Raw genomic sequence first — 24,484 nt, 5'->3', positions numbered from 1 at the left:
CGGGGCTCAGCCCGCCCAGGTGAGCCGGCTCTGGCCGTCGTCGTAGACCACCTCGGTCGGGGCGGGCCCGGTGACGTCGAAGTAGATCTTCCCGCCGGATGATCCGCCCTGGCTCAGCGGTGAGATGCCGAGATCGGGAGCGAACGTCTGAACGAGAACCCGGTAGCTCTGGCCATCGGCGGCGCGCGCGTTGAAGAACTGCATGGCCGGCACGACCGAGCCGGTCACTGCGTCCACATCGGTGCGCGCCTCCCACAGCGTGCCCGCAAGGGGCACATTGCCGACGATCGGCACATTCAACACGTCCGTGGGACTGCGCTGCAGATCGTGGACGGTGTATCCGCCCACTCCGGCGCCGTCGGTGTCGGCGGCCTGCAACTGGGTGCCGAACCCGGCCACGGCGGGATCCGCGGATGCCTGGGGACCATCGGTCACCCCGAAGGCGACGGCGACTCCGGCCGCCATCGCTGCGATTGTTCTGGCGTTCATGGCGTTCGTCTCCTGAATGCGGCTTTTCGCTTCCTTTTAGGAGGTGCCCGCTTCAGAACGACCGAAACGCGATGGAACGCGTCAATTCACGCGCGCGAGGCGGCCCGTATCAGCAGTCGCAACAGCACCTGCCCGATGCCCGCGAGCGGGATCTTCACCAGGGGGAACGATGCGGTGGAGCCGATGGTGTACTCGATGTGGGTGCTTGCGCCCGCTTCGGTCAGCCGCACCTCACCGGTGTAGCCGGGAAACGGGGTACCCGACAGCGCCTTGTAGCCGAACACATGCGGCGCGTCGAAGGTGACCACCTCTTCGACGATGTCCGGGCCCGGTCCCGGTGTGCTGATCCGGCGGACCGCGCCGAGCCCGTTCGGGTCGGGTGTGCCGGGTTTGCCGAGGCGGACCTGGACACCCGGCCCCCAGCCGGCCATGCCGACATGGTCGGTCAGGGTGGCCCACACCTTCTCGATCGGGACGTTGGCGGTGGCGTTCGCGGTGACGTGCATGGACCACATCCTGCCCCACCGGTTGGTAGACCCGCCTACGTGATGTCGATCACGCTTACCTATGGTGACTGGATGAGCGCGCAAGCCGATGCGGACCGGGTCGCTGACCTGGCCCGGCAGGTCGTGGCAGACCACGATCCGAAAAAGGTTCCGATCCCCGAGTTCCTGACGGCCGGCTACGACGCCGGGCTGGCCTGGGTGCACTTCCCGGAGGGACTCGGCGGCCTCGGGGTCTCCCGCGGGCTGCAGGCCGTCGCGGACGGCATCCTGCAGGGCGCCGGTGGTCCGATGCCGCTGGGGCTCAACCCGATGGGCTACGGGATGGCCGCGCCGACCGTGCGCGAACACGCGCAGTCCGAGGACCTCAAGAAGTTCTGGCTGCGGCCGCTGGCGAGCACCGAGGACATCTGGTGTCAGCTGTTCTCCGAGCCCGGCGCCGGATCCGATCTGGCCGGCCTGGCCACCTCCGCCGTCCGCGACGGTGAGGACTGGATCATCAACGGGCAGAAGGTATGGACCAGCCTGGCTCACCGGGCGCGCTGGGGTCTGCTGCTCGCGCGTACCGATCCCGATGTGGCCAAGCACAAGGGGCTCACCTATTTCGTGCTCGACATGCACGCGCCCGGTGTCGAGACGCGGCCGCTGCGGCAGCTGACCGGGCAGGCCGAGTTCAACGAGGTCTACATCACCGACGCCCGCATCCCCGACGCGCACCGGCTCGGTGACGTCGGCAACGGCTGGGGGGTGGCGATGACGACGCTGATGAACGAGCGCAGTGCGCTCGGCGGCAGCGGTTCCCAGCGCGGCGCCGGCACCATCGCCGAGGCCGTCGGGCTGTGGGCCTCGCGCCCCGATCTGCAGACCCCGGTGCTGCGCGACCGGCTGACCCAGCTGTGGCTGCGCTCGGAGGCCCAGCGGTTGACCGCGCAACGCTCGCGGGCCACCGCGACCGTCGGCGGGCCGGGCCCCGAGGGATCGATCGGCAAGCTGGTCGGCGCCGAACTCAACCAGCACATCTACACGTGGTGCATGGATCTGCTTGGCGCCGAAGGCCTTCTGTATCACGGGTACGGGCTGCACGACAGTGACGATGAGACGGATTGGCGGGGACCCATCCAGCAGCGCTTCCTGCGCAGCAAGGCCAACACCATCGAAGGCGGGACATCCGAAGTGATGCGCAACATCCTGGCCGAACGGATCCTGGGCCTGCCCGGCGATCTGCGGGCCGACGCCGGCATGCCGTGGAAGGAGATCCCGCGTGGCTGAGGAGTTTACGGATCAGCCCGACAATGTGGCTGATGTGCAGGAGTTCGTGTTCAGCGGCGAGCAGGCCCAACTCCGGGATGCAGTGCGCAAGTTCAGCGCCGACAATTTCGGCGAGGCCAACGCCCGCATTCAGATGGAATCCGAACCGCGCTTCAACCGGAATGTCTGGCAGCGGTTGGGGTCTGAGCTCGGTGTGCTCGGACTGTCCGTGCCCGAGTCCGACGGTGGCGTCGGCGGCACCCTGGTCGATCAGGCCATCGCCGTCGAGGAACTCGGCGCGGCGCTGGCGACCGGGCCTCTCTTCGGCACCGTGTTCCTGGCCATTCCCGCGCTGGTCGCGGCATCGAGTCGCCCGGACCGTGACGAGCTGCTCGGCGCCCTGGTCGAGGGCACCCGCACCGCGGCCTTCGCCGTCCCGGACCGGGCCGGCGCATTCGACGCCACCGCCGTCACCGTCACCGGGACCGACCGGCTGACCGGTCGTGTCGAACGCGTCGTGGACGCCGATGCCGCCGACGAACTTCTCGTCGCCGCAACCGGTCCCGACGGTGTGGCCCTCTACGCCGTGGACGCCGATGGCCCGGGTGTGCAGCGCACCGCGCTGATCACCCTCGATCTGACCAGGCCGCAGGCGACCATCGAGCTGTCCGATGCGCCGGCCCGGCTGGTGGCCGGACCCGATGAGGCCGACCGGGTGATCAGCCACGCACTGCAGGTCGGCTCGGCGCTGCTGGCGGCCGAACAGATCGGCGCGGCAGCACATCTGCTGAGTCTGTCGGTCGAGTACGCGAAGTCACGGCTGCAGTTCGGCCGTCCGATCGGGTCCTTCCAGGCGGTCAAGCACCGGCTGGCCGAGGGCATGGTCGATCTGGAGCATGCCCGCTCGGCCACCTACCACGCGGTGTGGGCGCTGGGCGACGGCTCCGACGACCCGGCACTGGCGGCCGCCATCGCGCAGGCCCTGGCATCGACGGCGTTCTCCCGGATCGCCACCGACACCATCCAGGTGCACGGCGGGATCGGCTTCACCTGGGAGCACCAGGCACACCTGTACTTCAAGCGGGCCACCACCGACGCTGCGCTGCTGGGCAGCGCCGAAGCGCACCGCCACCGGGTCGCCGAGCTGGTGCTCGACACCGCCGATGCCAGGGCGCCGCGAGTGGCTACCGGCGCCACCACTCGGTGATCAGGGCCGCGTACTCGGCAGGTCGTTCCTCCCAGACGAAGTGCCCGGCGCCGTCGACCAGATCCGCGCGACCGGACGGCAGGCGTTCGGCGAGGTACGTCGCGTTGACCGGCGGGACCACCTGATCGTCACTGCCCGCGATCACGCGGACCGGGGTGGTGATGCCGGGCAGCAGGTCGGCCAGCACCGGAAGCCACTGCCGGTAGCTCTGCGCATACAGGATGGTGCCTGCAAACCGGTCGCCGGCATAGCCGGCGATGTAGTCGGCGCGCACGGCAGGTGGTGGCGTGTAGCCGGAGATCGTGTCCAGCGCAGACTCGACGATGGCCTCGCCCCCGATGTCCCGGTAGGGCTTCAGATCGGTGGCGAACACCCAGTCCTGCAGGACCCCGGTGACGGTGATGGGCACCGCCGCGCCCCCGGATCCCACCACCACCGAGGCGAACCGGCCCGGTGCGGCGGCAGCGGCGAACAGCGCCGCGGAGGTTCCGATATCGGGTCCGACGAGGTGGGGGTGTTCCAGCCCGAACTCGTCGGCGACCCGGACGATGAAGTCGCCGAGGGCCTTCGGGTTCAGCAGCTCTTCCCGGCCCTGTGATCCGCCGAATCCGGGCGGGTCGACGGCCACCAGGTGCGCATGCGCAGCCAGCTCCGGCCATACCTGATCGAAGGCGTAGACCGTCTCGGGCCACGGGCTGAGCAGTATCGCGTCGGCGGGCGCCGGGCCGCTTTCGGCGTATCGGATGCGGACACCGTCGATCGTGGTGAACCGCGGGACGATGGCGGTCTCGAATGTGGTCATGGCATGACTCTCCCGTGACCTGCCCGGGCAGGCATCGACGCCAGCCACCAATCCCGGGTGGGGGTTAGCAGGTAGTACCGGCATGCGCAAGGTCCCAGCGGACCGCACTTCCGGGCCCCACGGAGGATCCGGGCCGGCACCGAACCCCGAAGACTCGACGTGTGCCCATCCTGTCCCGCCGGCAGCTCCTCGTCGGCCTCACCGCAACCCCACTGGCCCTGACCCTGGCCTGTTCGGGTCCCCAGCCCGGCCGGCGCACGCCACCGCTGACCCGTCCGTTGCCGATCCCACCGCTGGCCGAAGCGACCGTCGGCGCGGACGGTACCCGCGTCTTCACCCTGCGGGCGACGGCCGGCGAGACCGAGATGCTGCCCGGAGTACGCACCGCCACCTGGGGATTCAACGGCTCGATCCTGGGGCCGACGCTGCGCGCGCGGCGCGGCGAGTCGGTGGCCGTCCATGTCGAGAACGCGTTGCCCGAACCGACCACCGTGCACTGGCACGGTATGCACGTGCCCGCCCAGTGCGACGGCGGGCCGCACCAGACGGTGCCGGCCGGTGGGCAGTGGCAGCCACGCTGGGAGGTACGGCAACCCGCGGCGACGCTCTGGTATCACCCGCATCCGCACGGCGCGACCGAGAAGCACATCTACCGGGGGCTGGCCGGGATGTTTCTCGTCGACGACGACACCGACGGTCTTCCGGGCGATTACGGCGTCGACGACATCCCGCTGATCATCCAGGACCGCCGTTTCACACCTTCGGGTGCGCTCGACGAATCCGACCCGACGGACGTCGGCCTGCTCGGCGACACCATCGTGACCAATGGGATTGCCGGGGCGCATCTGACGGTGCGCACCGAGCGGGTCCGGCTGCGCGTGCTCAACGGTTCCGGCGGGCGGCTGTACAACCTGGGTTTCTCCGATGACAGGGTCTTTCATGTCATCGCCGGTGACGGCGGGCTGCTCGCCGCGCCCGTCCCGGCGACCCGGGTACAGCTGAGCCCCGGCGAGCGCGCCGAGATCGTGGTCGAGTCCAGACCAGGGCAAGACTATGCACTGCAGTCTTTTCCGATCGAACACCGCGCCGGCCTGGAGAAGGAGGAAGCGGCTCGCTTCGGCATCGGCGACTCGTTCACCGTCATGCGGCTGCAACCGGAGCGCAACCTGCGCCCCAGCGCCGCGCTCCCCGCAGCGCTGGCCACGTCGGCGACGCTGCCGGATGAGGCGACGGCCGTGCACCGCGAGTTCGATCTGCAGTGGTTCATGATCAACGGGAACCGGATGGACATGAACCGCATCGACTTTCATGCGACGGTGGACGCCGACGAGATCTGGACCGTGCGCAACGTGGACAACTGGCCGCACAACTTCCACGTGCACGACACCCAGTTCCGGATCATCGACATCGACGGTGCGCCGCCACCGCCGCAGCTGGCAGGTCTCAAGGACACGGTGTACACCCCACCTGGACAACGGATCCGGCTCGCGGTCAGATTCTCCGACTACACCGATCCGACCTTCCCGTACATGTATCACTGCCATCTGGCCCTGCACGAGGACCGGGGCATGATGGGCCAGTTCCTGGTGCTCAACCCCGGACAGCAGCCGCAGCCGATGGCCATGGACATGCCTCACGCCATGCGTTGATACCCGTACACCGCGAGTTGCACCCGGTTCTGGGCTCCGAGCTTGTCCATCAGGTTGGCCACATGCGTCTTGACCGTGGTGACGCCGAGGTGCAGCCGGTCGGCGATCTCCTGATTGGACAGGCCCTCGACGATCAGCGGCAGCACATCCTCTTCACGCGTCGTCAGCGGTACCGCCTCGGGACCGTCGGGGACACGCGCGCCGACCGCCCGGGATACCAACCGCTGCAACAGGTGTGGCGAAAGCACGAAGTCGCCGTCGGCCACCCGATGCACCGCGGCGATCAGCGCCGCGGTGCTCGCTGCGGCCTGCGGTGAACGTGCCGCCGCACAGTTGCATCCGCTCCGACATGCCGATGACCCCAAGACCACCCTGATGTTCGTCGACCCCGGCGCTGTCGACGCGGATCTCCACACCGCCACCGTGTCGCGCGATGGACAGTTCGACGGGCCCGCCCGGATCGGCATGCTTCATCACGTTGGTGAGCGCCTCCTGGGTCACCCGCAGCACGGTCAGCCGCGCCATCGCGTCCAGTCCGGTGATCGCCCGGTCGATCTCCGCGTGCACCGTGAAACCCGCTGCGCGGGTGCGTTGCACGGCGGCCTCGATCTCGCTCCACAGCGCCTCGGGCTCCACCATGGCCACCTCGTGCAGGGCCGGGTCACGCAGCGCGGCCTGCCAGCGCCGGATATCGGCCAGCGCATCGGCCGCGGTGCGGTGCACATCGTCGAGCACCTCGGCGACCCGCGGGTCCGCCGTTCCGATCACGTGTTCGGCGACGCCGGCGCGCAGCGCGATGGACGCCATGTGGTGGGCGACCAGGTCATGCAACTCGCGGGCCATGGCACCCCGTTCCTGAGCGCGGACCTCCGATTCCGCGAGGGCCCGGACCTGCCGTTGGCCGCGCAGGTACAGGCCGAGCAACAGCGGCAGCCCGAACGCCGCAGCCACCGTGGTGACATCGGCGGCGCTCCACCTCGGGGCGTGATCGTCGAGTTGTACTCCCAGCACCAGGGCGAGCAGCCAACCGGCGGCCGCGGCGGCGATGACCCGGTCCCGGTCGGTGCGTGCTGTGAGCTCGGCCAAAGACACCGCTGCGAGATAGGGCACCAGTCCGGACAGCCCCCACGCCTGCGCCGCGAACATCGGGATCGCCAGCGCGGACAGCGTCAGCGACACCGGAAACGGCCACCGGCCCCCGAAGAGGAAGACCACGGCCGCTGCGCAGCCCAGTACCCAGTAGCCGGCCGACACCCGGAACTCGCCAGGAAAGGTGCTCACTGCCAGGAGCACCGGCGTCAACAGCAGCGGCGCGCCCCGGAGCAGGAGGGAGTGCACATCCTCAGGCTATCGCGCCGGCGTCCTTCAACTCCTCGATGCGATCCCAGTCCAGGCCGATTTCCATCAGCACGAGCTCGGTGTGTTCGGAGGCCTGCGGCGCCCGGGTGGTCTGGAGCGGTTCGTGGTTGAACTGCACCGGCCCGCGCACCACCTTGAACGGTTGACCGTCTGAGCCTTCGACCTCGACGACCATGTCGTTGGCCAGCGCCTGTTCATCGCTGCCCAGGTCCACCAGGCTCTGGAACGGCGCCCATTGGCCTTTCATGGTCTTGAGGTGCTTGCGCCAGTACTCGAACGGTCTGCTTCGGATCGATTCGGTGATCAGTTCGACGGCGGCCGCGGCATTTTCGATCAGCGGCAGTACATCGGAGAACCGAGGATCGTCGGCCAGTTCGGGCAGCCCGAGATGCTCGAAGGCGTCCCGGATGTAGCCGGTCGGGCTGACGATACACAGGTTGATGGTGCCGCCGTCCGACGTCAGATAGTTGCCCAGGAACGGGTTCACCGTCGGGCCAACCGAATTCGGCATCACCGAGCGCATCGTCTCGCCGGTCTCCATCCCCTGGGTGACACTGGCTCCTGCCGCCCACCACGCCGTGCTCAGCAGGGACACATCGATCTCGGAGGTCTCGCCGGTACGCTCGCGGTGGAACAGCGCCGCGGAGATGCCGCCGGCGATGTTCATCCCGCCGATCGAGTCACCGAAAGCCGGGATGCCCTGTGACAGTGCGCCGCCCAGATCCTCCGGGGTCAGCGCGTGCCCGACACCGCTGCGGGTCCAGAACGCCGTGCCGTCGAAACCGCCGGTGTCGCGTTCGTCGCCCTTGTCGCCGTAGGCACTGCCGCGGGCATAGATGATGTTGGGGTTGACCGCGCGGATGTGCTCGACATCGAACTTGTTCTTCTGTCGCTGGGCGGGCATGTAGTTGGTCAGGAAGACGTCGGCGGTCTTGGCGATCTCGTAGAGCACCTCCTGGCCGCCCGGGGTGGAGACGTCGATGCCGACGCTGCGCTTGCCACGGTTGGGGTGCTCGATGAGCGGATGCCGGTTGGGGTCGAGCGCGAACCCGCCCATGTTGATGAACCCTCGCTGGGTGTCACCGCGCACCGGGTGCTCGACCTTGATCACGTCGGCGCCCCAATCGGCCAGGATCGCGCCGGCGGCGGGGACGAAGGTGAACTGCGCGACCTCCAGGACGCGGACGCCCTCCATGACCTTGCCCATATGTCGTCCTCTCCACTGGTCTACCGGCGACCGTACCGTATTGACGACGGTACCGATCGGCGCGTTTCGGGAAGACTCGAGCCGTTGACAGGCGATGCACCTACCGAAGGGAGAACATGAATATGACCATCGGCATCATCATCGGATCGATACGGGAGGGCCGCGCCGGCGCCTCCGTCGCGCAGTGGGTCGCCGAGCAGGCGGCACGCCGGGACGCCAGCGAGTTCGAGGTCATCGACCTCAAGGAATTCGACGTCCCGCTGCTGACCGCCCCGGTGCCGCCCGCAGCAGCGAACCGCGAGTACGACTCGGAGCACGTCCGGCGGTGGAGCCGGGCGATCGATGCCTGCGACGGATTCGTGTTCGTCACGCCCGAGTACAACCACGGGGTCCCCGGCGCGCTGAAGAATGCGGTCGACAGCCTGGGGCCCGAATGGTCCGGCAAGGCGGTCGGCTTCGTGTCCTACGGAGCGGACGGCGGCGTGCGTGCCGTGGAGCAGTGGCGGCAGATCGTGGCGAACTTTCAGATGTTCGATGTCCGGGCCCAGGTCGCGCTGTCCCTGTTCCAGGAGTTCGGCGCCGACGGTTTCACTCCGCTGGAGCGCCGCGCGGGTGAACTCGACGCACTGCTGGATCAGTTGATCAGTCTGACCGCACGCCTCGGTATATCCCCCGCTTGACGATCCAGGGCTGGAGCACGTTACGCACCGACCAGGCCGGGAAGCGCATCGCCTGACCGGACGGGGCGAACACCTCCAGTCCGTCGGCCTGGGCGCCGAGCACCGACCCCCAGCGGGCCTTCGGTGGCTTGTAGGCACCCATCGGCTTTCCCGCGGCGTACGCGGCAATGTTGCGGGCGAGCAGACCGTCGGCGCGGCTGCGTGCCGAGGCGCGCAGCGGATCGGTGGCCGCGACATCACCGATCGCGAACACCTCCGGGTGGCCGGGGGCCTGCAGTTGTGGTGTGACACGGACGAATCCGCCGTCGTCGAGCAGTTCTGCGGGCAGCCAGCCGGTGTTCGGGCTGACCCGGCCGATCGCCCACAGCACCGCATCGGCGCTGACCGCCGGCTGCCCGGTGCTCCAGTGCACCGGCGCGCTGGTGATGTCCCCGTGGTCCTCGGGGATGACCGCCCGGTGTCCGGGATGCAATCCGACCCCCGCCGCCGTCAGCCGGGTCTCGATCCTGCGCCACACCCGCCGATGATGCTGCGGCAGTGCGTGTTCGCTGGGGTAGTACAGACCGATCCGGGCGCCGGGCAGCGCGGCCGCGAGGTTGGCGGCCGCGCTCACCGCGGCGGCGCCTCCCCCGATCACCGCGATGGATTTCGCCGCGGCCAGCCGCCGGTGCACCGCCTGCAGGTCCGCATCGATCTCGTCGGCGGACTGCAGGTGCGGCCTGCGCCAGAACCCGTTCGTGACACCGGTGGAGATGACCAGGATGTCGTAGGGAACGTGCTCGACGGCGCCGGAGCGGTCGACGCCGACGGTACTGGCGGCCAGATCGAGCCCGGTCAGGGTGCCGTGCAGAGTGCGCACCCGGTCCAGCCCGCGAAACCGTTCGAACCCGGTCCAGTAGTCGCGTGCCCATTCGTGCGGACGGGCGATGCGTACCCCGAGTTCCTGCCCGCTGAGCAGTCCGGGTTTGGCGGAGATGCCGGTGACCTCGAAGCGCTTCGCCAGCTTGAGTGCGGTCAGGACTCCGGTGTCGCCGAGCCCGGCGATGACAACACGCTGCACCACGACACGGTAACCGGCGGCAAGTCTTTCGGTGGCGTTTTTGATAGCTGGGCTAATTTCAGGCCCCGCATCCTTCGCCGCCGCTAGTTGATCGCCGCGATGGCCTTGTAGATGCGTTGCTCGCTGACGGGGCGCGGGGTGCCCAGTTGCTGGGCCCACAGGCTGACCCGCAATTCCTCGATCTGCCAACCGATATCGGTGACATCGGCCCCGGAGGCGCGGGCCGGGGACAGCGTGCGCAGCAGGTCGTCATAGGCGTCTTCCACGCCGTGCACCCGGTCCATCCGCTCCCGGTCGGCGCCGAGCGCGTGCGGCAGCCGCTCCAGCCGCCTGCCGATCGCCATCAGATAGCGGGTCAGATCGGCCAACCGGGCGGCCCCGGCGACGGTGACAAAACCCTCGGGCAGCAACCGATCCAGCTGCGCCCGAATATCGGCGACGGCGTCGGCCTGCGCAGCCGGCGGCCGGTCCGGTATGGCGACCTGCGCCTCGTGGGCGGCGGCCAGCACCTTGCCGACCCGCCCGGCGATATCGGCGGTCGTGGCAACCAGACCCTTGCCTATCCGCGCGGCCACGGCATCGAAATCGGCTTTGGTCCATACCAATTCCCGGGCCAGCGCATCGACGGCCGCATCGGCGCAGTCCTCCAGCAGCGCGGTCAGCGATCCGTCCGGGTTCGCGTTCAAGGTGAGTCTGGCCCGGGTGTCGAGCCCGCGTTCCACCGCCTTGACCGGCGACGGCGCCGTCAGCCGCAGCAGTCGGCGCAGACCGGGCCGCATCGACGCAGTCTGTTCGGCCTTGGTGGCGAAGACCCGCACATCCACCGCGGCGCCGGTGTCGACGAAGGCCGGGAATCCGCGGACGGTGTGTCCGCCGCTGAGTTGTTCGACGGTGCGCGGCAATTCGGCCAGATCGGCCGGCCACGACGTCAGACCGGTTCGCTGCCATTCGCCGGCAACGGCCTGGGCGACCGCCCGCTGCACCGGGGCGGCCAGCCGATCCTGTAGGCCGGCAAGGTCCTTGCCCCGGGCCACCTCGGTGCCGTCGGCGGTCTCCACCGCGAAGGTGACCCGCAGGTGGTCGGGGATCTTGCTCAGGTCGAAGGCCTCGACCGGCACCACCACACCGCTGCGCCTGCGCAGCTCGCGCTGCATCTCGGTCAGCAGGGACCCGGTCCCCGGGTTCAGGTCATCCAGGATGGCCCGCGCGGTGTCCGGGGCGGGCACGAAGTTGCGGCGCAGATCCTTCGGCAGCGACTTGATCAACGCCGTCACCAGTTCTTCCCGCAGGGCGGGCACCTGCCAGGCGAATCCGTCACCTCCGATGCGGGTCAGTACCTCGACGGGAATGTGCACCGTCACACCGTCGTCGGCGGCGCCCGGCTCGAACCGGTAGGTCAGCGGCAGGGCCAGATCCTCGGTGCGCCAGGTGTCGGGATGTTCGTCGGCATCATCGGAGCGCAGTAGGTCGGCGCGGGTGAAGGTCAGCAGGTCGGGCGTCTGGTGTCGCTGCTTCTTCCACCATGCGTCGAAGTGCCTGGCCGACACCGCTTCCGGCGGAATGCGCGCATCGTAGAGGGCGAACAGCTCCTGGTCATCGATCACCAGGTCACGGCGGCGGGCTCGTTCCTCCATCTCCTCCAGTTCGGCGCGCAACGCGGTGTTGTCCCGGAAGAAGTGGTGCCGGGTCTGCCAGTCACCTTCGACCAGAGCGTGCTGGATGAACAGGTCGCGGGACACCGCCGGGTCGACCTGGGCGTAGCCGACGGTTCGGCGTGGCACCAGTGGCAGCCCGTAGAGCGTCACCCGCTCGAAGGCCATCACCGCGCCGCGCTGCGCATTCCAGTGCGGCTCGCTGTAACTGCGCTGCACCAGATGCCCGGCCACCCGTTCGATGGATTCGGGGTCGATGCGTGCGGCGGTGCGGCCGAACAGCCGACTGGTCTCCACCAGATCGGCCACCACGATCCAGCGCGGCGGCTTCTTGGAGAGCACCGATCCCGGGGCCAGCACGAACTTGGTGTTGCGTGCGCCGATGTAGTCGCGGCTCTCGCCCTCCCGAAGGCCGATGTGCGACAACAGTCCTGCTGCCAGTGCGGCGTGGATCCGGGCCGGGTCGGCGTCCTCCCCGGAGTCGCGGATGCCCAGGTCGCCGGCGATGCTGCGCAACTGGCCGGCGAGGTCCTGCCATTCCCGGATGCGCAGGTAGTGCAGGAACTCGTCGCGACACATCCGCCGGAAGGCGCTGCCGGAGCGCTCCTTGCGTTGCTCGCGCAGGTAGTTCCAGAGGTTCAGATAGGACACGAAATCCGAGTTGTCGTCGGCGAACCGCGCGTGCTTCTGGCGCGCGGCGTCCTCCCGATCGGCGGGGCGTTCCCGCGGGTCGGGAATGGACAGCGCGGCGGCCAGCACCAGCACCTCCCGCACGCAGTTCTCGGTGTCGGCGGCCAGGATCATCCGGCCGACCCGGGGATCCAGCGGCAGTCGGGCAAGGCGTTGCCCCACTTCGGTGAGCGCGCCGCCTGCGTCGAATGCGCCGAGTTCCTGTAGCAGCTGCACGCCGTCGCGGATGCTGCGCGCGTCGGGCGGGTCCAGGAACGGAAAGTCCTCGATGTCACCGAGTTTGAGTGCGGCCATCTGCAGGATCACCGCGGCCAGGTTGGTGCGCAGGATCTCCGGATCGGTGTAGCGGGGCCGGGATTCGAAATCGTCCTCCGAGTACAGCCGGATACAGATGCCCGGGGCGGTGCGCCCCGACCTGCCCGCGCGCTGCGCGGCCGAGGCCTGCGAGATCGGTTCGATGGGCAGCCGTTGCACCTTGGTGCGCCTGCTGTAACGGGAGATCCGCGCGGTACCGGGGTCGACGACGTACCGAATGCCCGGCACCGTCAGCGAGGTCTCGGCGACGTTGGTGGCCAGCACGATTCGCCTGCGGGCGGTGCTGGTCGTGAACACCTTCTGCTGTTCGGCGGTCGAGAGCCGGGCATACAGCGGCAGTACCTCGGTGCCCTGATCCACCAGGCCGCGCAGGGCGTCCGCGGTGTCGCGGATCTCGCGTTCCCCGGACAGGAACACCAGCACGTCGCCGGCCGGTTCGGCCTCCAACTCCCCGATGGCGTCGACGATCGCCTCGGTCGGATCGCGCATCTCGGTGCGGACGATCTCGTGATCGGGGTCGTCGGGGTCAGCCGAGTCGTCCCCGTCGTTGCCGCCGCCTACCGGCACTTCCAGCGGCCGGTACCGGATCTCCACCGGGTAGGTGCGCCCCGACACCTCGACGATGGGCGCGCCGTTGAAGTGCTCGGCGAAGCGCTCGGGCTCGATGGTCGCCGAGGTGACGATCACCTTGAGGTCGGGTCGGCGCGGTAACAACTCGCGCAGGTATCCGAGCAGGAAGTCGATGTTGAGGCTGCGTTCGTGTGCCTCGTCGAGGATCAGGGTGTCGTAGCGCAGCAGTCGGCGGTCACGCTGGATCTCGGCGAGCAGAATGCCGTCGGTCATCAGTTTGATCAGGGTCGAGTCGCTGGCTTGATCGGTGAACCGGACGGTGTAGCCGACCGTCGACCCCAGCGGGGTGCCGAGCTCATCGGCGATGCGCTGGGCCACCGTACGGGCAGCCAGCCGGCGCGGCTGGGTGTGCCCGATGGTGCCGCGGATACCGCGCCCGAGCTCCAGGCAGATCTTGGGCAGCTGAGTGGTCTTACCCGAACCGGTGGCCCCGGCGACGATCACCACCTGGTTCGCACTGATGGCTGCGGCCAGCTCGGCACGGCTGTCGGTCACCGGCAGGTCGGGGTAGGTGATCTCCGGGACGGCGGCTTGCCGGGTCAGCACCAGTGCTTCGGCGGCGCCGAACTGTTTGATCAGGGATTCCGGCGGGTCGCCGTGCAGCCCCTTGAGGCGTCGCCCCAACCGGGACGCGTCCCGGAAGGTCAGATCGTCCAGCTTGGCGCGCAACGCACGGATGGACTCGGACTGGGCGGACACCCGGGCAAGGATAGGCGGTTGACCGTCACCCCCGCCCGGGTGCAGGCTCGAGGCCTCGACGTCTGGATTTCTCCCGGGAGGCCTCCATGTTCGATTACTTCGGCGCCATGCTGCGTGACTGCCTGGACGTCGGTCCGCAGATCGGCCGGCCCGACTTCCCCGCACTCATCACCGACGACGTCCGGTTGCACGTCCTGGCCGGGCAGGTGGCCGCTGCCGAATGGGGACAGGCCGAGGCCCACGCGCCCTTCACGATCACCGCCACCCACATCCTGGCCACCGAACACGGCCTGGTGTACGCGGCGGTGCTGTCGACGCCACACCGGCGCCCCTGGCATTACCTGGCCGCACCGCACAGCCTGTTCGACCAGATCGCCGATCGGGTGCACGATGTGCCGCCACCGGGCGGGTCGGTGGCCGCGGTCGACTGCCGCCTCGACCACGACCTCACCTCGATGTGGCAGTTCGAGCGCGCTGCGCAGGATGCTCGACGACTATCCGGCGTTCGAGTTGGAGCTCTCCGGCGCCCAGTAGTCGAGCATCGCGGCGAAGGTGTCGAAGGCCGGCTTGGAGGGTCCGTAGGCCGCCTCGAAGTGCACGCTCAGCGGGAAGCCGAGCCCGCCGACGCCGTCGATCACCCGCTTGTACAGATCCAGCATCTCGCGGCGCTTGGCGTCGGGATCCAGCGGAGCCAGTCTGCTGACGAACTCCTGTTCGGCGGCCACGGCCGCGTTGCCGGGGTCCTGGATGAGCCAGTTGATCAGCTTGACCTTGGATTCCAGCTTCGGGACGAACCCGAACGACAACAGGATCTCCGGACGGTGTTCGGTGGTCCTGGCGAATTCGGTCAGAAAGCCGACGATGGCGTCCGAGTACAGCAGCTGGGTCATCCCATAGGTGGCGCCCTGGTTGCATTTGAAGTTGAACCGGCCCTGCTCACCGTCGCGGGTCGGGATCAGGATGACCCCGCGGTTGGGCACCAGGCTGTCGAACGTGGACAGTGCGTCGGTGGGGGCGACACCGCCGCCCTCGCCGTCGCTGAGCGTGCGGGGCACCCCGACGAAGGCGATGCCGTCGAAGTTCGCCCCGTTCAGTTCGGTGAGCCTGCCGCGCAGCGCCGGTTCGTCCAGGAACGACGTCACCTGGGTGCACAGTCCGCGGGAGCCGGGCAGCTCGGGCTGGATCAACGACCAGTACTCCAGCACGTCCATCTTGGGCTTCATCTCGATGGGACGGTCGTCGTCCTCGTCGATCATCCCGGGGATCATGACGTGCCCGACCTCGACGCCTGTTTCCTGCGACAACGCCCGGACCTTGATCGCCTCTTCGACGGCGTACTGCGCACCCCGTTCCACGTTCGGTGGGACGAGTTCGAGCGCGACGGTGTTGAGCGGCACGACCGCCACCCTAAGGTGCGGAGCATCGCCGTGGTAAACCCTGGGCATGGCTGAACGCGTCACCTTCCCCAGCGCGACCGGGCCCGCCCTGGCCGGTCTCATCGACCTGCCCGAGGGTCCGGTGCGCGGTTGGGGCGTCTTCTCGCACGGATTCACGCTCGGCAAGGACTCACCGGCCGCGGCGCGGATCTGCAAGCAGCTGGCCGCCGACGGGATCGGCATGCTGCGCTTCGATGCGCTCGGCCTCGGCGGCTCCGAGGGGGACTGGGGTGACGGATCGTTCACCTGCAAGGTCGACGACGTCATCGCGGCATGCCATTTCATGACCGCGCGCGGTACCCCCGCCGATCTGCTGGTGGGCCATTCGTGGGGCGGCGCGGCGGTGCTGGCCTGCGCGCGTGATTGCGCCGGGGTGCGCGCGGTGGTCACCGTGGGCGCGCCGTTCGACCCGACCCATGTCGAGCACCAGTACGACGCGTGTCTGGATCAGGTGTTCGCCGAGGGCAGCGGGCAGTGGATGGTGGGCGGCAAGACGCTGACCCTCAAGCGCGCGTTCGTCGAGGACGTGCGGCGCGCGAAGCTGGACGACAAGATCAAGGCTCTCCGGCTGCCGCTGCTGATCCTGCATTCGCCGACGGACAACACCGTCGGCACCGAGAACGCCAGCGATATCTTCCGGACCGCCCGGCACCCTCGCAGCTTCGTCTCGCTGGAGGGTTCCGAGCATCTGCTCACCGGCCCGGGTCAGGCCAAGCGCGCCGGCCGCATCATCGGGGCGTGGGCGGACGCCTACCTGCGGTGATCATGTCGGCCCGCGGCACCACCTTGACCCGTTCGCGGCCCTGTTCCCCACCGAGTGCGACCTCGTGGGCGTCCAGACGTTCCCATTCGGCCCAGGTGGTGTAGTCCACGTTGTTGGCGGACAGGTGGCCCAGGATGGCGTCCGGGTCACCGACCTCGGGCGGGCGGATGCCCGGCAGGTCGGCTAGCAGGCTGGCGATCGTCTCGGCCGCATCGGATTTGGTGTGGCCGATCAATCCGATCGGGCCGCGCTTGATCCAGCCCGTGACGTAGGTGGCGTCGACCACCATCCAGTCCGCGTCGAGCACCCGGCCCGCGTCGTTGGGGACCACGCCGGCATGGTGATCGAAAGGCAGATCGGCCAGGTGTGAGGACAGGTAACCGACCGCGCGGTAGACGGCCTGGACCGGCCAGTCGGTGAACTCTCCTGTGCCCCTCACGGTTCCGTCGCCGATCAGCTCGGTGCGCTCGGTGCGCAGTCCCTCCACCGCATCGGTGCCCAGCACCGCGACCGGCGACTGGCATAGGTGGATGTGGATGCGGTGCGGCGCGCCGGTGGGCTCCCGGTCCATGTACTTCATCATGGTGTCGACGACGAGCTTGATGGACTTGGTCGAGTTGATGGCCTTCTGACTGGCCTCATCGATCTCGAAACCCTCCGGATGCACGATGACGTCGACACTCGGTGAATGCGACAGCTCACGAAACTCCATGGGCGAGAACTTGATCTGGGCCGGACCGCGCCGGGCGAAGACATGGATGTCGGTCGCCTTGTTCAGCGCCAATCCCTGATAGACGTTGCCGGCGATCTCGGTGCCGAGCTGTTCCTCGGCGGGCTTGGCCAGCACCCGGGCGATGTCGAGGGCCACATTGCCCGCCCCGAGCACGGCGACCTCGCGGGCCTCCAATGGCCAGGTGCGCGGCACGTCGGGGTGCCCGTCGTACCAGGAGACGAAGTCCGCAGCGCCGTAACTGCCGGGCAGGTCGATACCCGGGATGTCCAGCGGGCGGTCCCGGCGCGCGCCGGTGGAGAAGATGACGGCGTCGTAGTGACGCCGCAGGTCCGTCAGCGTGATGTCGGTGCCGTAGTGGACGTTGCCGATGAAGCGAATCTCGTCCCGCGAGAGCACCCGGCGCAGGGCCTTGATGATCTCCTTGATCCGCGGGTGATCGGGGGCGACGCCATAGCGGACCAGGCCGTACGGCGCCGGCAGACGATCGAACAGGTCGACCCGCGCATTCGCATATTCACTGGTCAGAGTGTCGGACGCATAGATGCCGGCTGGGCCGGCCCCGATGACCGCCACACGGATCTCTCGCATGAGCACCTCGCTTAGATATGGGTAAGGCAACCCTAACTTGGTACGCGGGTACCGCAAGGCCTACCCCGGCCGGGTGCGGTAGTTTCGTCCCATGAGCGCCATGCCCGCAGCCTTCATAGGCCACGGCAGCCCCATGAATGCGCTGGACACCAATCGCTACACCGACGCCTGGCAGGCGTTCGGGCAGTCGGTGCCGCGGCCGCGCGCCATCCTGGTGGTCAGCGCGCACTGGTACATCAACGCCACCGCCGTGACCGCGATGGCACGGCCCCGGACCATCCATGATTTCTACGGTTTTCCGCCAGAGCTCTATGCGGTCGGGTACCCGGCGCCGGGGCTGCCCGCCCTGGTCGACGAGGTCGCTGAGATCGTGAAGCCGACCTGGGTGGGCGCCGACCAGGACAGCTGGGGCATTGACCACGGCACCTGGTCGGTGCTGCTGCACGCCTTCCCGGACGCCGACATCCCCGTGGTGCAGCTGTCCATCAACGCCGAGCAACCGCTGGAATACCATCTCGACCTCGGTGCGCGGTTGGCCCCGTTGCGCCGACGCGGCGTCCTGGTGCTCGGCAGCGGGAACATCGTGCACAACTTACGAGTGATGTCTCCGACTCTGCCCGACAGCGGATTCGACTGGGCCGCAAGGTTTGACGACGCTGCCCGTGAGCTGCTGACCTCAGCGCCCGCCGAGGTGCTGAGACTGCGCGAGCACCCTGATTTCGATCGAGCGGTGCCCACGGCCGACCATTTCATCCCGATGCTGTACTTCGCCGGACTGGCCGGAGCCACACCCGCCACCGTGCTTGTCCAGGGTTACACCTATGGCTCGTTGTCGATGACGTCCTACACGCTCTGATCACGGGCGGCACGGACCGCGGGCGCGGTCGACGCCGGTAGCAACCCCCGCGGATCGCTGGGTCGAAGCACGTCCACCACGACGCCGTCCGCGAAGCGGTACGGCTGCCCGGCGATCAGACCGACGAGTTGCCTTCGCAGCCGCGACATCTCGGCACGCACGGTGACCACCCGGGAACGGTCGCCATACAGATCCGCGGCCAGCTCCGGTGCGCTGCGCCCCTCCGGACGGGTGGCGAGCACCAGCAGTATCTCGGCGTGCCGCGGCGAGATGTCGCGACACCAGGTGCCCGACTGCCCCACCATCGACAGTGTCGGCGCACTGTGGTTCCGCAGGTCCAGCGTGGCGCGCCCCGCCGGACCGTCGGCGGCCATCTCCTCGACCGGCCGCACCAGCCACCCGCCCGACAGCGGCTCCAGCTCACAGGCACCGAGTGCGGGTATCCACGCGCGGCCGGCCCCGGCGTTGTGCGGCAACAGGATCCGATTGTGCGGCGGAAGTGAATCCACCGCCGCGACCCAGCCTTCCGGGTCGACCGCGAGCGCCGGCGAGCCCATCCGGGCCAGCATCGGGGCAGCGACCGCCCGCAACCGGTTCAGCGTGCGTTCATGGGCTTCACGCAGCCGCGATTCGGCCAGCCGCGCCACCAGGTCCACCAGCGCCACGGTGGTGGGATGCACCGTCGAGGCAGGTCCGGACACGTCGACGGCACCGATCACATGCCCGGTGCGCGGGTCGCGGATCGGCGCGCCCGCACACGTCCAGGCGTGATGGCTGCGCAGGAAGTGCTCGGCGGAGAAGATCTGCACCGCCCGCCGGGACACCAGCGCGGTACCGATCGCGTTGGTCCCCACCGCAGGTTCGCCCCAGTGGGCGCCCTCGACGAAGCCCAGCCGGTCAGCCTGTGACAACACCCGGGGTGTGCCGGAGCGCCACAGCACCCGGCCGCGCGCATCCGCCACCACCAGGATGTTGTTGCCGTCGGCGATCACCGATTCCAGGCCCCGCGAGATGTCCTCGAGCACCGCCGTCAGACCCGAGGACTGCCGCAGCAGATCCAGCCCACTGCGATCCACATCCGGCGGGTCGTGATGCTCGGGGTCAATTCCACTGCCCAGCAGCCTGTTCCAGGAGTCCGCGATGACGGTGCGCGGTTTCGCCGGAGCCCGGGACCCGGCCATCGTCGCGTCATACACCTCGGACAGCAGCATGGCGTACCGACGCGGGTCGTCACCGACGGCGACCGCGGGCTCGGGGATCGAGGAGCCTGCCATTGCCCCGATTGTGCTCCCCGTCACACGGGCTGTCACGTGCGGGTCACCGGTAGACCATGCCCCCGTCGATCAGGCCGGCCTGCCCCGTCATGTAGTCCGCGCCGGGTCCGGCCAGGTAGGCGACGTATCCGGCGACATCCTCCGGCGTCTCCGGCCTGCCGAGTGCAATGGTGGCGGAGAACTTCGCGAAGGTCTCACCCTCCGCGGCGCCGGTCAGTTCGGCGAACCGCTTGTCGATCTCGACCCACATGTCGGTGCCGACGACCCCCGGGCAGTACGCGTTGACGGTGATGCCGGCCCCGGCGTGCTCCTTGGCCGCGGCCTGGGTGAGCGCCCGGACCGCGAATTTGGTGGCGCTGTACGGGCCCAGCATCGCGAACCCCTCGTGACCCGCGATGGACGAGGCATTGATCACCTTGCCCCTGGTGCCGAGCTCGGTGAATTTGGCGACCGCGGCCTGGATGCCCCACAACACACCGTCGACGTTGATCGCCCACAACCGTGACAGCTGTTCCGGGGTCACCTCCGCAATCGGTCCCACCAAGGCGATCCCGGCGTTGTTCACCATGATGTCGAATCCGCCGAGGGCGCTCGCGGCGTGCTCCACCGCGTCGAAGACGGCCGCGCGGTCGGAGACGTCGGCGACGAATGTGGTGACTTTGGAGCCGATTTCGGTGATCTCGTCGGCGACGCCGGCCAGCGCGTCGGCACTGACATCGACCAGCGCCAGGTCGGCTCCCTGGCCGGCCAGCTCGTGGGCGATGCCGCGGCCGATACCTCGGCCCGCGCCGGTCACCAGTGCCACCTTGCCGACCAGCGGGGCGGGGATGGTGCGTGTCATGACCGACCCTTCGAGTCGGCGGGATCGACCAGAACCTTCATCTTGGTTCCGGCATGCAGGGCCTCGAAGCCCTCATCGACGACATCCTCGATACCGATGGCGGTCACCCACCCGGTGGTGTCGTAGGTCCCGCGCGACATCAGGTCGATGACGGCTTCGAAATCGGCTGCGGTGTAACACAGCGAGCCCTGGATCCGGGATTCGTTCATCACCAGGTTCAGCAGCGGGGTGGTCAGCGGCTTCTCGTAGATCGCCACGCTGACCATGGCCTTGCGCGCACCGACGCAGGCCAGCGCGGTCTCGACGGCGGGGGCCACCCCGGCGGCGTCGTATACCGCGCCGGCACCGCGGCCGCTCGTGTGGTCGGCGATGAAGGACGGTACGTCGACGGCGGTCGGATCCAGGGTGCGCGCGCCGAGCGCTTCGATGGCGGCGCGTCGCGTGGCGGATGGCTCGACGACGAAGGTGTCCTCGATACCCTTGCCGCGCAGTGCGAACCACAGTCCGATGCCGATGGGGCCCGCGCCGAACACCATCGCGGTGTCGCCGGGGTGCGCGTCGCCCAGGGTGGCCGCGTGATAGGCCACCGACATCGGCTCCACCAGCGCGCCGAGTTCCAGTGACACATTGTCGGGCAGCTTGTGCAGCATGTTCACCGGCACGACGGTGTACTCCGCCATCCCGCCGTCGGACATCAGTCCGTGGAAGCCGATCTGGGCGCAGATGTTGTAGTTGCCCGCCTGACACGGTCCGCACTTCCCGCACCGGTAGATCGGTTCGATCGCCACCCGGTCCCCCTCGGCCCAGCCGCGGACCCCGGCGCCGAGTGCGGTGATGGTGCCGGAGAATTCGTGGCCCATCACCACCGGCAGCTGCTGGCCGGTCAGCGGGTGCGGTTCGGTCGGCACGAAGATCGGCCCGGCATAGTATTCGTGCAGGTCCGTGCCGCAGATGCCGTTGAATCCGACCTTCACCTTGACGGTCCCGGGCCCCGGCTCCGGCTCGGGTACGTCGGTTACATCGACTTTGTTCGGCCCGTAGTACACAGCTGCTCTCATGCCTGCAGTTCTATGTGACCTGGCGCACACCGCGAAAGAGTTGCAGGGGGTTGCAGCCCTTGCGCTCGCATCGGGCCCAGGTGTGTGCTGGCTCACATGACACAGATCGCTGACCTTCCGGTTGCCCCCACCTCCCGCATCTCGGCGCAAGAACGCGTGGACGCCTGGCTGTCCGAGTTCGAGACGGTCCTGGCCACCCGCGACATCCAGCGGGCCACCGGGATGTTCGCCGTCGACAGCTTCTGGCGCGACCTGGTGTCGTTCACCTGGAATCTGAAGACGATGGAGGGCCGTGACGCGATCGGCGAGATGCTGGAGAACCGGCTCACCGGCACGGACCCGTCACGGTTCCGGACCCGTGAGCCCGCCACCGATGACGGTGACGGCGTGGTGTCGGCGTTCATCGAGTTCGAGACCGCGGTGGGCCGTGGCACCGGTCACCTGCGCCTGAAACGAGGCGACGACGGATCGGACACAGCGTGGACCTTGCTGACCGCGCTGCAGGAACTCAAGGACCATGAGGAGCGCAAGGGCGCCACCCGGGTGCTCGGTGCGGTACACGGGTCCGACCCGGACACCCGGTCCTGGGCGGAACGCAAGCTCGACGAGGATCGTGCGCTCGGCTACTCCGAGCAGCCCTACATCCTGGTGATCGGGGGCGGGCAGGGCGGAATCGCATTGGGCGCCAGGCTGCGTCAGCTCGGTGTGCCCGCCATCGTGGTCGACCGCCACGAACGTCCCGGCGATCAGTGGCGCAAGCGCTACAAGTCGCTGTGCCTGCACGACCCGGTCTGGTACGACCACCTGCCCTACCTGCCGTTCCCGCAGAACTGGCCGGTGTTCGCGCCGAAGGACAAGATCGGCGACTGGCTGGAGTTCTACACCCGCGTCATGGAGGTGCCGTACTGGTCGAAGACCACCTGCCTGTCCGCCTCCTTCGACGAGTCCGAACAGCGCTGGACGGTCGAGGTGGACCGCGACGGCGAGCGACTCACCCTGCACCCGACCCAGCTCGTGCTGGCCACCGGGATGTCCGGCAAGCCGAATGTGCCCACCTTCCCCGGCCAGGATGAATTCATCGGCGACCAACACCATTCGAGCCATCACCCGGGCCCGGACCGGTACGCGGGCAAACGCGCGGTGGTCATCGGCTCCAACAACTCCGCGCACGACATCTGCAAGGCACTGGTCGAGAACGGTGTCGACGTGACGATGGTGCAGCGCTCATCCACCCATATCGTGAAATCGGATTCGCTGATGGATCTCGGGCTCGGCGACCTGTACTCCGAGCGCGCGCTGGCGGCCGGAATGACCACCGAGAAGGCCGATCTGACGTTCGCCTCCCTGCCGTACCGGATCATGCACCAGTTCCAGATCCCGATCTATGACGCGATCCGGGAGCGGGACAAGGATTTCTACGCCCGGCTGGAAGCCGCGGGCTTCGACCTGGACTGGGGCGATGACGACTCCGGGCTGTTCATGAAGTACCTGCGTCGCGGATCCGGTTACTACATCGACGTCGGCGCCTGCGATCTCATTGCCGACGGCAGCATCAAGCTGGCGCACGGCGATGTGTCACACCTGACCGCGGACAGCGTGGTGCTGGCCGACGGTACCGAGTTGCCCGCCGATGTGGTGGTGTACGCCACCGGGTTCGGTTCGATGAACGGCTGGGCCGCCGATCTGATCGGCCAGGACGTCGCCGACAAGGTCGGCAAGGTGTGGGGCCTGGGCAGCGAGACGACCAAGGACCCCGGCCCCTGGGAGGGCGAGCAGCGCAACATGTGGAAGCCCACCCAGCAACCCAACCTGTGGTTCCACGGCGGGAATCTCCATCAGTCCCGGCACTATTCGTTGTACCTGGCCCTACAGCTGAAGGCCCGCTACGAAGGACTCCCGACGCCGGTGTACGGGCTGCAGGAAGTCCACCACCTCAGCTAGCAGCCGCCGTCGACGGTGCGGTCCGGTCGGCCGTCACCGTCGACGGCGATGTCGACGACACCGCTGGACAGCGCCACCCGCAGTGTCCGCGGTCCGGTCCAGCCGATACCGTTGAGCGACAGCACATCCGCATTGACGCAGCCGAGGTCACGCTCCTGCGACAGCAGACCCTGCCGGGTGTGCAGACGCAGCTCCCAGATCGGATCCGGGGCCATGACGGCGCTGCCGCTGTAGACCACGAGTTCCATACTGCCGTCGGCGGACTCCAGGCGCGATTCGGCTGTCAGGTCGGTCTGGAAGGCCGAGGCGAACCAGCCGATGAAACCGATGGCGGCAGCACCCAGTACGCAGACCGCGACGCCGATCCAGCGGGCGAGGGGGCGGCGCAGACCGAGGCCGCACGCGAGGGCGAGGGCCAGACCACCGGTGACCCCGAACAGCAACGGGTGGAACACATACGGGCGCAGCAGATGAAAGCGGTAGAGCAGGAATCCGCCGATGGCCGCCGCGCAGAGCAGCGCACCGACAATGGTCAGGACGCCGACCGTCGTGGTCCGATGCTTCTGCACCGGGTCAATCTATAGGGTCACCAGACCCAGACGGACATGTCGTCGGGTGGGTAGTTCATGCAGACGGCAGTGGAGTGGGCGACGACGCCTTTGTTGTTGAAGAAGATCTTGGCCCAGTTGGGCCAGTTCCAGGCCAGCTGTTCGTAGAAGGCGTTGGTGGCGGTGTCTTCGGAGTATTGGCGGCGGCCGGCGTAGTCCATGGAGAAGAACCAGTGGATGCGGTCCTGGACGGCGC

22 protein-coding genes are annotated in these 24,484 nt (G+C 68.5%); 7 read left to right on the top strand and 15 right to left on the bottom strand.

Annotated features, from left to right (window positions below; genetic code table 11):
- Window positions 1-6: 6 nt before the first annotated feature.
- Both ASE48_RS16120 and ASE48_RS16115 read right to left on the bottom strand, forming a co-directional pair.
- On the bottom strand, window positions 7-489 hold the full coding sequence (locus tag ASE48_RS16120; protein ID WP_082614227.1) for a DUF1942 domain-containing protein: 483 nt from the start codon (window positions 487-489) through the stop codon (window positions 7-9).
- An 86-nt stretch (window positions 490-575) separates the two neighbouring features.
- A complete protein-coding gene (locus ASE48_RS16115) occupies window positions 576-995 on the bottom strand; it encodes an SRPBCC family protein (RefSeq protein WP_057168176.1) in 420 nt (139 codons plus the stop codon).
- Window positions 996-1,067: 72 nt separating this feature from the next.
- Between ASE48_RS16115 and ASE48_RS16110 the strand changes: the two genes are divergently transcribed.
- A complete protein-coding gene (locus tag ASE48_RS16110; protein WP_057168118.1) occupies window positions 1,068-2,261 on the top strand; it encodes an acyl-CoA dehydrogenase family protein in 1,194 nt (397 codons plus the stop codon).
- Window positions 2,254-3,447 carry an acyl-CoA dehydrogenase family protein gene (locus ASE48_RS16105; RefSeq protein ID WP_235571251.1) on the top strand — a complete coding sequence of 398 codons (1,194 nt, stop codon included), beginning with the start codon at window positions 2,254-2,256 and terminating at the stop codon, window positions 3,445-3,447. Before ASE48_RS16110 ends, ASE48_RS16105 begins: the two co-directional genes overlap by 8 nt.
- Here ASE48_RS16105 and ASE48_RS16100 read toward each other — a convergent pair.
- Window positions 3,425-4,249: an alpha/beta fold hydrolase gene (locus ASE48_RS16100; protein ID WP_057168117.1), complete on the bottom strand. Its 825-nt coding sequence runs from the start codon at window positions 4,247-4,249 to the stop codon at window positions 3,425-3,427. The genes ASE48_RS16105 and ASE48_RS16100 overlap by 23 nt on opposite strands.
- A gap of 167 nt (window positions 4,250-4,416) precedes the next feature.
- On the opposite strand from ASE48_RS16100, the gene ASE48_RS16095 reads away from it, so the two are divergent.
- Complete coding sequence (locus ASE48_RS16095; protein WP_057168174.1) at window positions 4,417-5,898, top strand: multicopper oxidase family protein; 1,482 nt, start codon at window positions 4,417-4,419, stop codon at window positions 5,896-5,898.
- Here the strand turns inward: ASE48_RS16095 and ASE48_RS33425 are convergent.
- The 3 genes from ASE48_RS33425 to ASE48_RS16080 are packed head-to-tail and all read right to left on the bottom strand — an operon-like array spanning window position 5,883 to window position 8,452.
- A complete protein-coding gene (locus tag ASE48_RS33425; protein WP_235571239.1) occupies window positions 5,883-6,044 on the bottom strand; it encodes a response regulator transcription factor in 162 nt (53 codons plus the stop codon). The two genes, ASE48_RS16095 and ASE48_RS33425, sit on opposite strands and share 16 nt — an antisense overlap.
- A gap of 7 nt (window positions 6,045-6,051) precedes the next feature.
- On the bottom strand, window positions 6,052-7,236 hold the full coding sequence (locus tag ASE48_RS33420) for a sensor histidine kinase (RefSeq protein ID WP_082614224.1): 1,185 nt from the start codon (window positions 7,234-7,236) through the stop codon (window positions 6,052-6,054).
- 4 nt (window positions 7,237-7,240) lie between these two features.
- Entirely contained in the window at window positions 7,241-8,452 is a 1,212-nt protein-coding gene (locus tag ASE48_RS16080) for a CaiB/BaiF CoA transferase family protein (RefSeq protein ID WP_057168173.1), read from the bottom strand.
- A gap of 134 nt (window positions 8,453-8,586) precedes the next feature.
- Here ASE48_RS16080 and ASE48_RS16075 point away from each other — a divergent pair, with 134 nt between their 5' ends.
- Window positions 8,587-9,144, top strand: coding sequence for an NADPH-dependent FMN reductase (locus tag ASE48_RS16075; protein WP_057168116.1), 558 nt, complete (start codon window positions 8,587-8,589; stop codon window positions 9,142-9,144).
- Here ASE48_RS16075 and ASE48_RS16070 read toward each other — a convergent pair.
- From ASE48_RS16070 to ASE48_RS16060, 3 genes are all read right to left on the bottom strand, one after another.
- On the bottom strand, window positions 9,107-10,204 hold the full coding sequence (locus tag ASE48_RS16070; RefSeq protein ID WP_082614230.1) for an FAD-dependent oxidoreductase: 1,098 nt from the start codon (window positions 10,202-10,204) through the stop codon (window positions 9,107-9,109). The two genes, ASE48_RS16075 and ASE48_RS16070, sit on opposite strands and share 38 nt — an antisense overlap.
- An 83-nt stretch (window positions 10,205-10,287) precedes the next feature.
- Window positions 10,288-14,190 (bottom strand): ATP-dependent RNA helicase HrpA, encoded by a 3,903-nt coding sequence (gene hrpA, locus ASE48_RS16065; protein ID WP_057168115.1) that lies wholly within the window; start codon window positions 14,188-14,190, stop codon window positions 10,288-10,290.
- A gap of 494 nt (window positions 14,191-14,684) precedes the next feature.
- A complete protein-coding gene (locus ASE48_RS16060) occupies window positions 14,685-15,587 on the bottom strand; it encodes a mycobacterial-type methylenetetrahydrofolate reductase (RefSeq protein ID WP_057168171.1) in 903 nt (300 codons plus the stop codon).
- A 46-nt stretch (window positions 15,588-15,633) separates the two neighbouring features.
- Here ASE48_RS16060 and ASE48_RS16055 point away from each other — a divergent pair, with 46 nt between their 5' ends.
- The gene (locus ASE48_RS16055; protein WP_057168114.1) at window positions 15,634-16,389 is read left to right on the top strand and encodes an alpha/beta hydrolase family protein; all 756 of its coding nucleotides are present in this window, start codon (window positions 15,634-15,636) and stop codon (window positions 16,387-16,389) included.
- Here the strand turns inward: ASE48_RS16055 and ASE48_RS16050 are convergent.
- Window positions 16,355-17,710 (bottom strand): FAD-dependent oxidoreductase, encoded by a 1,356-nt coding sequence (locus tag ASE48_RS16050; RefSeq protein WP_057168113.1) that lies wholly within the window; start codon window positions 17,708-17,710, stop codon window positions 16,355-16,357. The two genes, ASE48_RS16055 and ASE48_RS16050, sit on opposite strands and share 35 nt — an antisense overlap.
- 91 nt (window positions 17,711-17,801) lie before the next feature.
- Here ASE48_RS16050 and ygiD point away from each other — a divergent pair, with 91 nt between their 5' ends.
- Window positions 17,802-18,566: a 4,5-DOPA dioxygenase extradiol gene (ygiD, locus tag ASE48_RS16045; RefSeq protein WP_200962174.1), complete on the top strand. Its 765-nt coding sequence runs from the start codon at window positions 17,802-17,804 to the stop codon at window positions 18,564-18,566.
- Here the strand turns inward: ygiD and ASE48_RS16040 are convergent.
- From ASE48_RS16040 to ASE48_RS16030, 3 genes are read right to left on the bottom strand one after another with little or no spacing between them, the layout of a single operon-like run.
- Window positions 18,554-19,840, bottom strand: coding sequence for a helix-turn-helix domain-containing protein (locus ASE48_RS16040; protein WP_057168112.1), 1,287 nt, complete (start codon window positions 19,838-19,840; stop codon window positions 18,554-18,556). The two genes, ygiD and ASE48_RS16040, sit on opposite strands and share 13 nt — an antisense overlap.
- A gap of 43 nt (window positions 19,841-19,883) precedes the next feature.
- Window positions 19,884-20,681 carry an acetoin reductase gene (locus tag ASE48_RS16035; protein WP_057168111.1) on the bottom strand — a complete coding sequence of 266 codons (798 nt, stop codon included), beginning with the start codon at window positions 20,679-20,681 and terminating at the stop codon, window positions 19,884-19,886.
- Complete coding sequence (locus tag ASE48_RS16030) at window positions 20,678-21,739, bottom strand: 2,3-butanediol dehydrogenase (protein WP_057168110.1); 1,062 nt, start codon at window positions 21,737-21,739, stop codon at window positions 20,678-20,680. Before ASE48_RS16030 ends, ASE48_RS16035 begins: the two co-directional genes overlap by 4 nt.
- 96 nt (window positions 21,740-21,835) lie before the next feature.
- Here ASE48_RS16030 and ASE48_RS16025 point away from each other — a divergent pair, with 96 nt between their 5' ends.
- Window positions 21,836-23,680 carry a flavin-containing monooxygenase gene (locus ASE48_RS16025; RefSeq protein WP_057168109.1) on the top strand — a complete coding sequence of 615 codons (1,845 nt, stop codon included), beginning with the start codon at window positions 21,836-21,838 and terminating at the stop codon, window positions 23,678-23,680.
- Here ASE48_RS16025 and ASE48_RS16020 read toward each other — a convergent pair.
- On the bottom strand, window positions 23,677-24,249 hold the full coding sequence (locus ASE48_RS16020) for a hypothetical protein (RefSeq protein WP_057168108.1): 573 nt from the start codon (window positions 24,247-24,249) through the stop codon (window positions 23,677-23,679). The two genes, ASE48_RS16025 and ASE48_RS16020, sit on opposite strands and share 4 nt — an antisense overlap.
- A gap of 17 nt (window positions 24,250-24,266) precedes the next feature.
- The coding region (locus tag ASE48_RS16015; RefSeq protein WP_156409229.1) for a DUF5078 domain-containing protein at window positions 24,267-24,484 on the bottom strand (218 nt) is incomplete at its 5' end.

The sequence above is a fragment of the Mycobacterium sp. Root265 genome, assembly GCF_001428895.1.
Taxonomy (GTDB): Bacteria; Actinomycetota; Actinomycetes; order Mycobacteriales; family Mycobacteriaceae; genus Mycobacterium.
This window is presented reverse-complemented; position numbering and strand designations above follow the sequence as displayed.